Source organism: Verrucomicrobiota bacterium (assembly GCA_038744685.1).
Classification (GTDB): Bacteria; Verrucomicrobiota; Verrucomicrobiia; order Opitutales; family Puniceicoccaceae; genus Puniceicoccus.
Window position 1 is genome coordinate 26,818 of sequence record JBCDMB010000022.1, and the last position, 14,084, is coordinate 40,901.

Here is a 14,084-nt window from a genome sequence, read left to right on the forward strand (position 1 = left end):
TGAAACACTAAAACTAAAAATAAAGGAAAAGGCATGAAGCAACATGATGTCATCGTCACTGGTCGCAATCTCGAACTTACCGAGTCCATGAAAGAGGCGGTCTACCGGAAGGCAGAAAAGCTATTTGAGCATGAGGAACGGATCATTCGATTGCGGGTTGAACTGGAGTACAACAAAAACGTGACGAGTCAGAATGAGCAGATTGCAAAAGGCCATATCGAGATCGAGGGGAATCCGCTAATCACCACTGAGCAGTCGGACAATATGTACAACTCGATTGATCGTATGGTCGACAAGCTCGACCGGATGTTGCGTCGGCGCTCCCGTCTCCGCCGAGTGAAGCGAAAGGATGTCCACTCGGTAGATGTTCCTGCACAACTGCCAAAGGCTAGTGTCGCATAGGGCGTTTTGATTAAACAGAACTTCTAAGGGCTAGTTATACGCCTCGTTTTTTCTGCGTCACCCAACATTGTTTGGGTGGCGTTTTTTTTGGATCGATTCTTTGATCGGGAGGCAGAGGATTTTACCACCGAATTCCTGGCTCCCGGTTACGTGCAAGCGACAATTCTAGCCTATTGAATCTTCGTGGTTCCCGAACAGGTATGAGTCTCGACAGTCCAATCGGTAAGAGGTATCCCGTCATCTATGAAGCCAAAGAAAGTAGCTTTTTTAACCGCTGGTGGCCTTGCTCCTTGTCTCTCTTCCGCTGTCGGAGGACTGATCGAGCGTTATTCGGAAATCGATCCTTCGATTGAGTTGATCTGCTATCGCAGTGGATACAAGGGCCTGCTCCTAGGCGATTCGATCACTGTGGATTCTGGAATGCGGAACAATGCGGGAATCCTTCATCAGTTTGGCGGAAGCCCGATTGGTAATAGTCGGGTGAAGCTCACCAACGTAAAAGACTGCGTCAAGCGGGGACTTGTAGCCGAGGGAGAGGATCCGCAGAAAAAAGCGGCTGAACAGCTGGTCGCGGACGGTGTGGATGTTCTCCATACGATAGGAGGAGATGATACCAATACTGCGGCTGCGGACCTGGCGGCATATCTCAAAAACAATGACTACGATCTTACGGTAATCGGTCTTCCCAAGACAATCGACAATGACGTCATCCCGATTGCGCAGAGTCTGGGAGCCTGGACAGCCGCAGAGCACGGCGCCCGTTTTTTTGAGAACGTCGTCGCGGAGCACAATGCCAACCCGCGGATGCTGATCATTCATGAGGTGATGGGTCGGAACTGCGGCTGGTTGACTGCGGCAACCGCGAAAGAGTATCGCAAGATTCTTGACGGCAAGGAGTGGGTCCCTGGTCTAGGTTTGTCGCGGGAGCGCTATGAAGTGCATGGAGTCTTTATTCCAGAAATGGAGTTAGACCTCTCGACTGAGGCTGCCCGTTTGCACCGGGTCATGGATGAGCAGGACTGTGTCAACCTGTTTATCAGCGAGGGTGCCGGAGTGGAAAGCATTGTCGCTCAAATGGAGAAAGATGGTGAGGAAGTTCCGCGGGATGCCTTTGGTCATGTAAAACTGGACGCGGTCAATCCGGGAAAGTATTTCGGAAACAAGTTTGCGGAAGAGCTCGGTGCTGAAAAGGTGCTTGTGCAAAAAAGTGGCTATTTCGCCCGTGCCGCAGCGGCCAATGCGGAGGATCTTCGTTTGATCAAAGGCTGTGCGGATCTCGCGGTAGAATGCGCCTTGCGGAGGGAAGGAGGCGTAATCGGACACGATGAGGAACAGGGCCATGTCCTGCGGGCCATCGAGTTCGACCGAATCAAGGGAGGTAAACCATTCGACTTCAAGGTCGATTGGTTCCAGGCACTTCTGCAAGCAATCGGGCAGGTGTAGGTAATTAGAAAGACGGAGCGGCGACTTCAGTCGCCGAGGTAGGAAGTGACCAAAAAAACGGCTAGGCGGCAAGTTGTTTGGTATCTCCCGCGGATCATTTTTCTGGTCTTGGCGGCAGCTAAACCGACTTCGCTAGAGCTTAGCCGGTCAAGAGCAGCCGCTCCATCACGGGTACATTCACTCTAGCTTTTCGTAATAGAAAAACTCATGATCGGGAAGGATCTCAGGATGGAAGATGTGGATGAGATCGGCCAGCACCTTGTTTGGATAGATGATGCCTGACTCCCAAAAGTCGTTTCCACCGTTCTCCGCCACGCGCTTAGTCCGATTGTAAACCTCTCCGCTTTCGAGGGGTGGCAGCAATCGGAATCGGGGATCTGCCTGAGAAAGAGAGGCGAGGCTTTCGAATTGTCCGGGATCCAACCAAAAATCGGCGGAGAATCCGAGCTGAAGTGCCGATTCCAGGCCGATTGGAATGCTGCCTGTGCGGTCGACCTTTGTCCCCAAGTAGTCTGCGCCTGCATCATCCAGTAGTTTCGCGGTGAAACCTTTGTTTCCCGGGATATGCCAAACTCCTCCAAAGGGTGCGGATAAAAGCACCTTTGGGCGCTCCCGATTTTCTGAGCGGACTCGCTTCTGCAAGGCGTCGTATTCTTCGCTTACCTCTGCATAGATCTGGTCTGCCTGCGAAATTCGATCCGTAAGAATTCCAAAGAGTTTAATCCATTCTGCGCGTCCAAGGGGGTTAGGCTCGGTCCATGCGGAGGTAATGATGACTGGGATACCCGCGCTTTTGAGCTGCTTTTCGAGGTGATTGTCCTCTGGATTGATGCGGGTGAGGAGAACCAAGTCAGGATTGGCCGCGATGATAGACTCTAGCCCAGTGACACCGGTTCCTCCAACCTCGACGATCTCGCCAGCCCCTACCGCTTTCCGCAAATTCTCAGTAAAGGCGTAGGACGCGTCGTCGACAGCTACTACCCGGTCGAGTGAGTCCAATTCGTTGAGGGGTCCCAGGTAGGTTGTGGATAGCGATACGATTCGTTCGGCTGGAAACGGTATGGTGGTTTCGTTTTGGGAACTCCGCTCGATGACGGTTGGTATTTCCGAACGGGGAACAAGATGGTAGGATGAAAAGTTCTCGGGAAAAACAGGATCACGGATTGAAACCAGAAAGCCAGAGTCCGATTCTTTTATAGAGAGGTTTTCCGCCTTTGTAATCGTGAGTGCGTTGACTCCGGATAAACTAAAGACAGCCAGAACGAGTCCCAACAGCGCCAAGCTTGAGGCAGAGGGCCGCAAACTTAGGACATCGACTCGCATGGGGACAGATCTCAGTCCCGGTTTCCCCCAGTCAATCGTCTACCGCCGAGATGCGAGAATGAAGTAGAGCAACCAAGCAAGAGAGCTGATGAAGGCTGCAACGTAAGTCCAAGCGGCGGCGTTCAAAGTCTTTTTCACGCCGGGAAGTTCATCGCCGTCGATGATCCCGAGGGAGTCAAGCTGGACGACGGCCCGTTTGCTCGCATCAAACTCGACCGGAAGTGTGATCAGTTGAAACACGGTGAGGATCGCGTAGGCAACGACGCCCAGCAAAATCAGACCGGTGAAGTGAAACAAGAATCCGCCGATAATGGCGAACGGTAAAATTTGTGAGGCGAAACTGGTCGCCGGAATGAGTGCCATGCGAGCCTGCAACATGGAGTATTTGTTCTTGTGCTGGATGGCGTGACCCGCTTCGTGAGCTGCCACTCCAAGAGCAGCAAGACTAGTGCCGCGGAAGTTCTCTTCGCTCAAGCACAGCCTTTTATGGTTTGGATCGTAGTGGTCAGTCAGGTGGCCTTGAACAGGGTGAATAGAAACGTCCCGTATCCCAGCCTGCTGCATGACGTATTTTGCCGCCTCAGCACCCGTGATGCCGCTGCGAGAGCGGACTTGGGCAAATTTTTTGTAGGTAGAACCCACACGATGCTGCGCCCAAAGACCGAGAATAATGGTGGGGATGATCAAAATCAGGTAGAGTGCCATGGTGTAAATTGTGTTTAGGTAAGAGTGAGCATTTATAGTTCCGTACTCAAATCTATCGAACTGAATTCTCTAAGAGTATGTATGGCTTTGCAGATGAGAGGGTTAGGCGTCTGGTTCTAAAGATTGAGGGATTCGTGACCCTGATTTTCGCTGCGCATACTGAGTCAAACTGACTCTTTTGGGTCCCAATTTTGCTCGAATTGCGTGTGTTTAGTTCGATTGAGTGATCCCGCAGCAAAGGGTGCCCACGAGGAAAAAGGGAAGCCCCTAAAGTTTTTGTTAGGATCCAGTTCCGGCTAGCCCAGCCCGGCGAAGGAGGGCATCGGGGTCGGGATCTCTGCCTAGAAAATCGCGAAATAAATCTTCCGGCGGTTCGCTGTTTCCTTTTGCAAGAACCTTGTTGCGAAAATCGCCACCAGTATTCGCGTTTAGGATTCCTTCGTCAAGAAAACGGCTAAAGGCGTCAGCGTCCAACATCTCTGAGTACTTGTAGCTGTAGTAGCCTGCTGCGTATCCGGTAGAAGAGCCGAAGAGATGGGTGAACCGCGGCATCATGGTGGGAGGCTCTGTGTTCAATGGGAACCGGTATTGGCTGACCTTCTCATCCAGAAACGTGAAAACCTCCTCTTCCGAAGAAAATGATCGTCCGAAGTGAAGTTCCAAGTCGCTCTTTGCAAACAACAGCTGGCGCATCGTCATCACTGCACTTTGAAAGTTTCTCGCCCGAACCATTTTCTGAAAGAGATCTTCAGGAATGGGTTCGGTTGTCTCGTAGTGCCGTGCAAACAAGTCGAGGCTCTCGCGTTCCCAGCACCAGTTTTCCATGATTTGCGAGGGCAACTCGACGAAGTCCCAAGCAACATTGGTCCCAGAGAGTCTTTTCACCGAAACCGTGCTGCACAGATGGTGAAGGAGGTGCCCGAATTCGTGAAAGATAGTCTCCACCTCGCGGTGAGTGAGAAGTGCCGGCTGATCTCCTGAGGGTGGCGTGAGGTTTCCGCAAATAACGCCGTAGTGCGGCTCCGAATCACTGGGTTCAACAGGTTGGCCGGTGAAAAGTGGATTCATCCATGCACCGTCCCGTTTTCCCTTTCGGGGATACCAGTCAGCGTAGAAGGTTCCGAGAAGTCCGCCTTTGGAATCATGTAAATCGTAGTATTCCACAAGGGGGTCCCAAACCGCACCTTCATCGGTTTCTTTTGGTCGGATCTCCACTCCGAATACTCTTTCGGCTAACTCAAAAAGACCGCGTTGCACGGATTCAATGGGGAACCACTTGCGGAGCTCCTCTTCCTCGAAATCGTATAGCTTTTTCCTCAACCTTTCAGACCAGTAGGAAACCTCCCAAGGCTCGAGTTTTCGGTGGGCGGTGTTGGTTTCCGCCGCTCGGAAATCTTCGAGCTCGTTTACTTCGGCACGAAACTTTTTGGAAACTCGGCTATGAATATCCTCAACGAATAAGAGCGCAGCCCGCCCCTCTTTAACCATTCTTCTTCCTGTAGTGTAATCCGCAAAAGTATCAAAACCTAGAAGATCTGTTTTCTCTTTTCTTAGGCTCAGAATTTCCAGAATAAGTGGTCGATTGTTGTATTTTTCGGTGTCACCGATCTCGCTTGCTGCCTTCCAAATCTCTTTCCTGAGTTCTTCGGAGTGGGCGTATTGAAGAACCGGAATGTAAGAGGGTGCCTGTAGGGAGAAGCGCCAGACTGGCTTGTCTTCAGTTCCCAAGCCTCGGGATTTTGCGTCTTCGCGGGCTGCGTGAAGGACAGTTGGTGGCAGCCCATCCAAAAGAGACGGATCATCGACGGTTTTTTCCCAGGCTTCAGTCGAATCGAGAACATTCTCAGTGAATTTCTGAGTGGTTGCAGCGAGATCGGATTCGATTGTCCGTAGACGTTCTTTCTCGACAGGGCTCAGTCGAGCTCCCGCTTCTTCAAAGTCTCTTTTTGTCTCTGCCAGATGACGCTGCTGAGCTCGGTCGGATGGCTGCGGTCCTTCATCAGCTATCTTGCACACGCGGACCCAGAGTTCCTCTCGGAGACAGATCCCTGCATAAAAGTCACTCACCTTCGGCAATGCCTTGTTGTAGGCCTCGCGAAACTCATCATCCATTCGAACGCTGCTCAAGTGGCCAGCAAGGTTCCACGCGTCCGAAAGCGGTTCCGTTGCTTTCTCCATGGCAACAATGACGGTTTCATAGGTGGCTGCTTCCAAAGGAACGCCTTCTATCTTGCTCAGACCGTCCTCGGCTGCCACCAGTGCTGCCTCGATATCCGGCAAGAGTGCTTCTGCGGTCAGTGAGGACCAATTCACGGGCCGGGTTTCGGAAAGAAACGGATGGTCTTTTTGAGCAATCATAGAAAAATGGTGGACTGGTTCGATTCAGTAAGCAAGAGACCTGGCGGGGTAATTTTCCCTCGATTTACGTTTTACGCAGGTTGACGGTTTTGTTTTACAATTCGGCAGCGTTGGTGCATGTTTGAGACATGTTAGGATTCGTTCAAAACCTCGGGGCGATGGAAATCTTCCTGATCCTTCTCATCGTTCTTCTTTTGTTCGGCGCGAAAAGGTTGCCCGAGCTCTCTCGCTCTATGGGTAAATCCCTGCGCGAATTTAAGAAGGCGACTACAGAAGTGGAAGAGGAGATTAGGACAGCGATGGACGAGGAGCCTTCCGAAAAAAAGGCGAAACCTCCGATTGATACAGCTGTTTCCACCACTCCCGAATCAGAAAAGAAGGCGTAGGGCTCTTCACCTCTCGTTCTGAGGATTTATCGCGGACGAACACCCGCGGGAGAATTCTAGTTCGCGACGAAGTTTACGATCTTGCCTGGGACGAAGATTTCCTTGCGGATTTCTTTCCCCTCTAGAAACGCAGAAACTCTTTCGGCTGTTCTCGCTTCGGCTAGCACCATGTCCTTGCCGGCTTCTTTATCGAACACCATCTCTGCCCTCACTTTTCCGTTCACCTGAATGACATAGGTAACCGTGTCTTTGGTCAGAAGGGAGAGGTCAGCTTCGGGCCACGGATGCATGGATATACTCGGAATGCCGCCCAGGCGAGACCAGATCTCTTCGGACAAATGAGGTGCGAAGGGAGCCAAGAGCTGAATAAACTGCTTTGCGGTCTCGAGATGGATCGTCTCGGATTTGGCCAGCTGGTTGATACAGATCATCATCTGTGAAATTGCGGTGTTCAGACGTAGGCCGCGAATATCCTCGGTTACCTTGTGAATCGTTTCGTGGAGAATCCGGCGGTTCTCGGCAGTTTCATCAACGTCGGATTGAATCCGTTCGGATTTTTTTCCATCCATCCCGATAAACGACCTCCAAACCTTCTTGAGGAACCGAGATACCCCTTCGATCCCGGAAGGGTTCCAAGGCTTCATGTCTTCGAGTGGTCCGAGAAACATCTCGAATAGACGAAGGGAGTCGGCGCCATATTCGTCGATAACGACTTCGGGGTTGATCACGTTTCCGCGACTCTTCGACATTTTTTCGCCGTCTTCCCCCAGAAGGATTCCCTGATGAAAGAGTTTGCGGTAAGGCTCGTCGGTCGAAACTGCGCCTACGTCGAAGAGGACTTTGTGCCAGAACCGCGCATAAAGAAGATGAAGGACCGCATGTTCAGCGCCGCCTATATACAAGTCAGGACTTTGCCAATAGCGCTCCTTTTCCGGATCAACAAGTGCATTGGAATTATCCGGATCCATGTAGCGGAGTTGATACCAGCATGATCCCGCCCACTGCGGCATCGTATTGGTCTCTCGGCGAGAAGAGACCCAGTCATCACCCGGACAATCTCCTTCCGAAAGTGGACGGGTTTCACCTGTCTTTACGTTGAACCACACATGGAGCCAATCGGGTATGGCTGCGAGAGGGCTCTCACCGGTTCCTGATGGTTGAAAGCTCTCTACTTCTGGAAGCGTAAGTGGAAGCCTTTCGGGAGGAACGGGAAGGGCGAAGCGGACGGCACCATCAACAAGACAGGTTACTGGTTCAATCGGTAAGCAACGCCCTACCGGCGATTCCGGATCGTCAGCTGCTTTTTTCCAGCTTTCTTCGGCCACCCAAACCAAAGGAATCGGCTCCCCCCAGTAGCGTTGGCGCGAGAAAATCCAATCGCGCAAGCGATAATTTACGGATGCTTTTCCAGAATCCTGAGACTCGAGGTAATGGGTGATCTTTCCCGCCGCTTCGTCCGAAGGAAGTCCCGAAAAGTCACCCGAGTGGACAAGGTGTCCTTTCTCTGTGAACGGCAATTCAGGAGAATGACCATTACCCCCTGAGTTTTTAGGTTCAATCACCCGTTGGACAGGTAGTTGGAACTCGCTGGCAAATTCAAAATCCCTTTCGTCGTGTGCGGGCACGGCCATGATGGCACCGGTTCCGTAACTTGCGAGTACATAGTCGGCTACCCAGACCGGAATCCGCCCGCCATTGACCGGATTGATCGCGTGCGCACCGGTGAAGATTCCCGTTTTCTCCTTCGCCAAATCCGTTCGATCAAGGTCGCTTTTGGAACGTGCGCTCTCGCGGTAAGCCTCTACCTCTTCTCTTCTTGATTGGCTGGTAATTGAATCGACGAGAGGATGCTCGGGAGCAAGTACAAGGTAAGTGGCTCCAAAAAGAGTGTCCGGCCGGGTTGTGAATACCGTTACCTTCGGACGAAGGCCAACATCGATGGTGAACTCAACTTCCGCACCTTCACTCTTTCCAATCCATGCCCTCTGCTGCCGTTTGGTAGAGTCCGGCCAATCAAGGTCTTTCAACCCGTCCAGTAGACGATCCGCATAGGCGGTTATTCTCAGGACGACCTGACTCAGGTTGCGGCGTTCAACAGGATGGTTGCCTACTTCTGATCTCCCTTGCACCACTTCTTCGTTCGCCAGAACCGACCGAAGCTCCGGGCACCACCAGACGGGGCGCTCATCAACGTAAACCAGTCCGAGTCGAAACAGTTGAAGGAAGATCCATTGGGTCCACCTGTAGTAATCCGGGTCGGTTGTGTTGATTTCGCGACTCCAGTCGATGGCGAATCCGATTTGTTTGATCTGCTTTCGGAAGTTTTTGACGTTGGACGCGGTCGTTTGAGCAGGGTGGGTGCCAGTCTTGATGGCGTACTGCTCGGCGGGAAGGCCGAACGCATCCCAGCCCATGGGATGAAGGACGTTGAATCCGCAAGCCTTCTTGAAGCGGCAGACAATGTCGGTCGCGGTGTAACCTTCGGGATGACCGATATGCAGTCCGGCACCCGAGGGGTAGGGGAACATGTCCAAACCGTAGAATTTCGGTTTATTGGTAGGATCCTCAGCGCGGAAGGTAGCGTTTTTTTCCCAATACCGCTGCCAAAATTCCTCAATTTTAGCGGAATCGTACTGATCGCAGTCTGCGTGCATAAATCCCCGGTTATTCCGGAAGATTCAACTTCTGTCCAACCCGGATTACGTTGGGATCAATGGTTGGATTGGCATCCAGAAGATCAGGAACACTAAAATTCAACCTGCGGGCAATATCGACCAGGGTATCTCCAGATTTAACTGTATAAGTGGGTGGCGCTGATTCTTGGACAGAAACGGCTGTTGCGGTCGAAGGTTCAGGCGAAGCCGGCCCATCGTCGATTGTTTCTGGTTCGGGCGCCGGTTCGCGAACGATCTGCACATCCTGAGGTATGGCGGGAATTCGCATCGCAAGATCCGTAATGGCTTCCTTTTGGGAGGTAAGACCGTTGATCAGCTCGGACGCGACCCGGCGGGTCGACGTGATCTGGGTCGTGTTGGTCTCAATCCGATTGGCGTTCTGCTCGACCGAAAAGCTCATTTCCTGAAGTTGTTGAGTGCTCAACTCAAGACTCTCCCGCACCTGCATCTCGAGTTGGACGACTTTCTCCTCGCTTTCATCCAGCAGCTCCACCGTGCGCTCAAGACGGCGTTCGGAATCCTTCGCTACGTTTCGCGCATCGATACCAAGATAAAGGCATACCAAGCTGATGACGATTGCCCAGATGCCAACCCACAGAGCGAGCGAACCGAAGCCAGCTTGTGACGAGACGGATGGCTCTTGCACCTTAGCTCTCCAAGGCTTGCTGGATGTCTGCCAAAATGTCCTCACAGTTCTCGATCCCTACAGAAAGACGAACGTAGTCTTCGGTCACTCCGGAATCGATCTGTTCCTCCGAGGTGAGCTGGCTGTGGGTCGTAGTAGCCGGGTGGATTGCAAGAGACTTTGCATCGCCGATGTTGGCAAGATGGCTGAACAGGTTGAGGTTCTCGATGAACTTCTTTCCACCTTCGATTCCTCCTTTCACGCCAAATCCTACAAGTGCTCCGTACATGCCGGGGGCCATGTATTTTTTCGCGAGTTCATGGTAGCGGCTCGATGACAGACCGGGGTAATTCACCCACTCAACTTGATCATGCCCTTCCAGAAACTCAGCAACCTTCATTGCATTCTCGCAGTGACGCTCCATGCGAAGATGAAGGGTTTCAAGCCCTTGTAGTTTCATCCAAGAATTGAAGGGGGAGGGGCAGGCTCCGATGTCACGGAGGAGCTGGAGACGCATTTTTAGGATGAAGGCTACGTTGGCTCCGCCGAGAGGCGGAAAATTTTGGAAGGTGTCCCAGTAAACCAGACCATGGTAGCTTGGATCGGGCTCGGTGAATCCGGGGAATTTTCCAGAACCCCAGTCAAAGTTCCCTCCATCGACGACGATTCCTCCAATCGAAGTTCCGTGTCCACCGATAAACTTGGTCGTGCTATGGACGACGACATTAGCGCCCCATTCGAGTGGGCGGTTGAGGATTGGACTGAGCGCTGTGTTGTCGATTACAAGAGGCACCCCAGCTTCTTTAGCTATCGCGGCGACTTCTTCGAAAGGGAAAATGTTGAGTCGCGGGTTACCTAAACCTTCCCCGTAGAACAGTTTAGTGTTCGGCTTAAGTGCTTTGCGAAAAGCCTCCGGATCGTCGACATCGACGAACGAAACTTCGATACCGAGCTTGGGAAGGGTGTAGTGAAAGAGGTTGTAGGTGCCGCCGTAAAGCTGGGAAACAGAGACCATGTGATCTCCTGCACCCATAATGGTGAGAATCGTGTCGGTGATTGCGGCCTGACCGCTTGAATGAGCGAGTGCCCCGGTTCCTCCTTCTAGTGCGGCAAGTCTCTGTTCGAGGACATCGTTTGTCGGATTATTCAGACGGGTGTAAATATGCCCTAGCTCCTTGAGTCCAAAAAGATTGGCCGCGTGTTCCGTATCGCGGAAAACGAAACTTGTCGTTTGATGGAGGGGTACAGCGCGGGCGCCGTTTGTGGGATCAGGATTTTGGCCGGCGTGAAGAGCACGGGTTCCGAGGCCTGTGTTTTGTAATTCCATAAGGGTTAAGAGTGAACGAGTTGCGGTTGAGTGCAAAGAAAAATGGCCGTTGACAAACGGTTGGTATCCTTGGCGTGAGCAGGGCTCTTCCTGGGAAGAAAAGGCTGGTTGGCGGGACTAGAATCCCCGTTTCGGGGTAGCTTCATCGGGAAAAACGGTATCGGGCGAGACTTCCACCTCGGTCTGTCTCCCGAGAAACTCCAGAAGGATGCGAATACGATCCCGCGCTGGAAGTACTTCCGAAACCACTGCCTGCAAATCCTTGAAAGGTCCCTCTGTTATGGTAACCGCCGCTCCCACCTCAATGATCGGATCCGGGCTATCGAAAGTTTCGTTCGGTATACGGGACCGCAGCTCATCGATGAATTCTCCGGGAACAGGAGGAACATGGTTTCCGTAACGGACAATGCCAATCACCCCGGGGATGGAGAGAAGGTGCCGAAGGTGCAGATCGATCGTGCAAGCGGCGAAAAGATATCCGGGAAAAAGAGCCTCGGTGAAGCGCGCTTTACCCTTGCGAGTATTTTTAGTGAAAGTGATGCGAGGTGCAAAAACCTCGATGCCCACCCGACTTCGAATATGGGCTCCGGCAAGATGCTCTTTTTTGGTTTGGCAACGGAGGCAATACCACGCGATGTCAGCAGTGTTATCGTTTTCGTCCTGTATTGATGTTAGGTCTTTCATTGGTCGGCTTTGATCGCGAACGATTCCGGGTCTTCACCTCTTTCCCGAATACCCGTTTTCAGGGCTTGAAGGTCGATACTTGCCCCAGGCCCGATCGCTTTCTCCTGAAACCAACCTTTGTTCATTTCGACGGCGATCACGATGTCGTCACGAAAGGAGCGGACTGGCACTTCAACGTGAGGGTGCATTTGATGAACTTCGCGAAGAATGCCATCTCCTGTGAAGAAGCCAATGTCCAGGGGAATGAACGTATCCTTCATCCAGAAACTCGCTTTTTGGGGGCTTTGGTAGAGAAAGGCCATCCCATCATCTTCGCCTAAACTGTCCCGGTTTTTTAGTCCCTCCTGTTTTTCGGGGATAGTCAAAGCGAGCTCGAGGTGTGCAGCCTGACTCGCAATCGGTATGAGGAACTTGTCTTCTGATCCAGCTCTCTCGGGAACGACATCACAACCGGTCCCCGCACCTAGCAAATAAACTAGGAAAAGCGGTAGAGCGGTCATCCTGAGGACTCCTGCGGCTGGGGTTTTGGTCTCTGATTTCACAATTTGAAGCCTGAAAGAATAGAGATAAGAGATGACTCGGCAATCGCGAAGAGAGTCTGGTTTAGAGGGAGGAATTGCTTTGTTGGGATACCGAAGTGATCTCCTGACCGGGTGTAATTACAAGTGCGGGGTATCGGGCTAATGGCACGGATGCGGACTACAAGTCCGCGCTCCTCAAGACCACCACAATGGAGCGCGGACTTTTAGTCCGCTCCGTCAGAGTGGTGTGGTTTCCATATTACCCCGTGGCTCTAATTGCATCCATTCTGACCTTGTCCCACATTACTATTGAAATACCCGTGTGGAATCATTGAACAATCGGTTTCACCAGTTGGGAAGACCGCATGTTTCTTTCGATCATGTGCTGAAATGATAGGAAGACTGCTGTTGAAGATTAAAAGAATTCTCGTGGTTTTTGGAGGGGTGATCCGGCATTGCCGTAGCTTGGTAAGGTCTTCAACCTCCTTCATTACTAATGAATGAATCGTCCCGAGAGATGTTGGCCTTTTATGCCAGTCCTGAAAGAGACGCTGATCTTTTTTACTGGGGTGGATTTCGTGCGCCGGATCCTTTTCTTGCTTTTGAGATAGAAGGGAAGCGTTTTGCCGCCCTTTCCTCCCTTGAATTCGGGCGGGGACAGAAAGAGGGCAAGTTTGATGTGGTGTTGCCTCTAGAGGAGTTGATGAAGGAGTCTGGTGCGGGAAATGATATTGCTCGGCAGATTCTCTTTTTGGCTTCTGAGCATGGAGTAAGCAGTATCCGAGTTCCGGACGACTTTCCGGGCAAGATCGCCTGTGACCTGAAAGAGGAAGGAAGTTTCGGCCTAGAATTCAGCAGCCGACCAGTCTTCAAAGATCGGTTGCGGAAGAGTGTTTCAGAACAGGAATTCATCCGGAGTGTAAATAACGTGATCTCTGGTGCGTTCGATGAGGTGCACAGGGTTTTGGCTGAGGCCGCAATCAAGGACGGTAGTCTTTGGTATGAAGGGGACCTCTTGCGATCGGAGGATGTCCGTCAAATGATCGCTGTTTACTGTCTCAAGCATGGATGTTTGGCGGAAGGCACCATTGTTGCCGGTGGAGATCAGGCGTGCGATCCTCACGAGCGCGGGTCTGGGGCACTTCCAGCGGATTCTCTGATTATCGTCGATATTTTTCCCAGAAGTGAGCAAACCGGATACTTTGGTGACATGACTCGCACCTTTTTAAAGGGTAAAGCTTCGCCTCAACAGCGGAAGCTGGTCGACGCGGTGCGCGTGGCTCAGGAGATGGCTTTGGCAACGGTTTCTTCTGGGGTGGACGGACTTGAAATCCACCGTTCAGTCAACGACTCATTTGAGAAAGCTGGTTTCGAGACAGGTAAAAACGAGAAAGGCTACTTCGGATTTTTTCATGGAACTGGACATGGACTCGGTCTGGAGATTCACGAAGAGCCACGGGTATCGCGACAACCTTTCAGTCTTGAGTCGGGAATGGTCACAACGATCGAGCCGGGCCTTTATTATCCAGGCTTGGGAGGCTGTCGAATTGAGGATGTGGTCGTGGTTCAGGAAAACGGAATGGAAATGCTATCGGCTCATCCCAGAGAGTGGGAGATCGCGTAGGGTCTTTAGAT

General features: G+C 52.0%; 12 protein-coding genes. 4 read left to right on the forward strand and 8 right to left on the reverse strand.

Annotation, left to right across the window (positions count from 1 at the left end):
* The first annotated feature begins 33 nt into the window (after window positions 1-33).
* Together raiA and AAGJ81_12025 are read left to right on the forward strand one after the other, a co-directional pair.
* Complete coding sequence (raiA, locus tag AAGJ81_12020; GenBank protein ID MEM0966868.1) at window positions 34-402, forward strand: ribosome-associated translation inhibitor RaiA; 369 nt, start codon at window positions 34-36, stop codon at window positions 400-402.
* A gap of 243 nt (window positions 403-645) precedes the next feature.
* Window positions 646-1,845, forward strand: a complete 1,200-nt coding sequence (locus tag AAGJ81_12025) for a pyrophosphate--fructose-6-phosphate 1-phosphotransferase (protein ID MEM0966869.1) — start codon at window positions 646-648, stop codon at window positions 1,843-1,845.
* 177 nt (window positions 1,846-2,022) lie between these two features.
* Here AAGJ81_12025 and AAGJ81_12030 read toward each other — a convergent pair whose 3' ends face one another.
* The 3 genes from AAGJ81_12030 to AAGJ81_12040 form a co-directional block, all read right to left on the reverse strand.
* Window positions 2,023-3,168 (reverse strand): ABC transporter substrate-binding protein, encoded by a 1,146-nt coding sequence (locus AAGJ81_12030; protein ID MEM0966870.1) that lies wholly within the window; start codon window positions 3,166-3,168, stop codon window positions 2,023-2,025.
* A gap of 39 nt (window positions 3,169-3,207) precedes the next feature.
* Window positions 3,208-3,873, reverse strand: coding sequence for a zinc metallopeptidase (locus tag AAGJ81_12035; GenBank protein MEM0966871.1), 666 nt, complete (start codon window positions 3,871-3,873; stop codon window positions 3,208-3,210).
* 279 nt (window positions 3,874-4,152) lie between these two features.
* Window positions 4,153-6,231, reverse strand: coding sequence for a M3 family metallopeptidase (locus AAGJ81_12040; protein MEM0966872.1), 2,079 nt, complete (start codon window positions 6,229-6,231; stop codon window positions 4,153-4,155).
* A gap of 128 nt (window positions 6,232-6,359) precedes the next feature.
* On the opposite strand from AAGJ81_12040, the gene tatA reads away from it, so the two are divergent.
* A complete protein-coding gene (gene tatA, locus AAGJ81_12045; protein ID MEM0966873.1) occupies window positions 6,360-6,617 on the forward strand; it encodes a twin-arginine translocase TatA/TatE family subunit in 258 nt (85 codons plus the stop codon).
* A gap of 56 nt (window positions 6,618-6,673) precedes the next feature.
* On the opposite strand, the gene leuS is transcribed toward tatA, so the two are convergent.
* From leuS to AAGJ81_12070, 5 genes are all read right to left on the reverse strand, one after another.
* The gene (gene leuS, locus AAGJ81_12050) at window positions 6,674-9,271 is read right to left on the reverse strand and encodes a leucine--tRNA ligase (protein MEM0966874.1); all 2,598 of its coding nucleotides are present in this window, start codon (window positions 9,269-9,271) and stop codon (window positions 6,674-6,676) included.
* Window positions 9,272-9,281: 10 nt separating this feature from the next.
* On the reverse strand, window positions 9,282-9,938 hold the full coding sequence (locus AAGJ81_12055; GenBank protein ID MEM0966875.1) for a LysM peptidoglycan-binding domain-containing protein: 657 nt from the start codon (window positions 9,936-9,938) through the stop codon (window positions 9,282-9,284).
* A gap of 1 nt (window position 9,939) precedes the next feature.
* Window positions 9,940-11,244, reverse strand: coding sequence for an O-acetylhomoserine aminocarboxypropyltransferase/cysteine synthase (locus tag AAGJ81_12060; GenBank protein ID MEM0966876.1), 1,305 nt, complete (start codon window positions 11,242-11,244; stop codon window positions 9,940-9,942).
* 117 nt (window positions 11,245-11,361) lie between these two features.
* Window positions 11,362-11,928, reverse strand: coding sequence for a transcription termination/antitermination NusG family protein (locus AAGJ81_12065; protein MEM0966877.1), 567 nt, complete (start codon window positions 11,926-11,928; stop codon window positions 11,362-11,364).
* A complete protein-coding gene (locus AAGJ81_12070) occupies window positions 11,925-12,470 on the reverse strand; it encodes a DUF192 domain-containing protein (protein ID MEM0966878.1) in 546 nt (181 codons plus the stop codon). Before AAGJ81_12070 ends, AAGJ81_12065 begins: the two co-directional genes overlap by 4 nt.
* A 475-nt stretch (window positions 12,471-12,945) precedes the next feature.
* On the opposite strand from AAGJ81_12070, the gene AAGJ81_12075 reads away from it, so the two are divergent.
* Window positions 12,946-14,073 carry a M24 family metallopeptidase gene (locus tag AAGJ81_12075; protein ID MEM0966879.1) on the forward strand — a complete coding sequence of 376 codons (1,128 nt, stop codon included), beginning with the start codon at window positions 12,946-12,948 and terminating at the stop codon, window positions 14,071-14,073.
* Window positions 14,074-14,084: the final 11 nt, after the last annotated feature.

Bases quoted from the DNA above. Each gene is read 5' to 3' on its own strand.
- AAGJ81_12025 (MEM0966869.1), top strand. From the start codon at position 646: ATGAAGCCAAAGAAAGTAGCTTTTTTAACCGCTGGTGGCCTTGCTCCT.
- AAGJ81_12030 (MEM0966870.1), bottom strand. From the start codon at position 3,168: ATGCGAGTCGATGTCCTAAGTTTGCGGCCCTCTGCCTCAAGCTTGGCG.
- AAGJ81_12075 (MEM0966879.1), top strand. From the start codon at position 12,946: ATGAATGAATCGTCCCGAGAGATGTTGGCCTTTTATGCCAGTCCTGAA.
- raiA (MEM0966868.1), top strand. From the start codon at position 34: ATGAAGCAACATGATGTCATCGTCACTGGTCGCAATCTCGAACTTACC.
- leuS (MEM0966874.1), bottom strand. From the start codon at position 9,271: ATGCACGCAGACTGCGATCAGTACGATTCCGCTAAAATTGAGGAATTT.
- AAGJ81_12060 (MEM0966876.1), bottom strand. From the start codon at position 11,244: ATGGAATTACAAAACACAGGCCTCGGAACCCGTGCTCTTCACGCCGGC.
- tatA (MEM0966873.1), top strand. From the start codon at position 6,360: ATGTTAGGATTCGTTCAAAACCTCGGGGCGATGGAAATCTTCCTGATC.
- AAGJ81_12040 (MEM0966872.1), bottom strand. From the start codon at position 6,231: ATGATTGCTCAAAAAGACCATCCGTTTCTTTCCGAAACCCGGCCCGTG.
- AAGJ81_12035 (MEM0966871.1), bottom strand. From the start codon at position 3,873: ATGGCACTCTACCTGATTTTGATCATCCCCACCATTATTCTCGGTCTT.
- AAGJ81_12065 (MEM0966877.1), bottom strand. From the start codon at position 11,928: ATGAAAGACCTAACATCAATACAGGACGAAAACGATAACACTGCTGAC.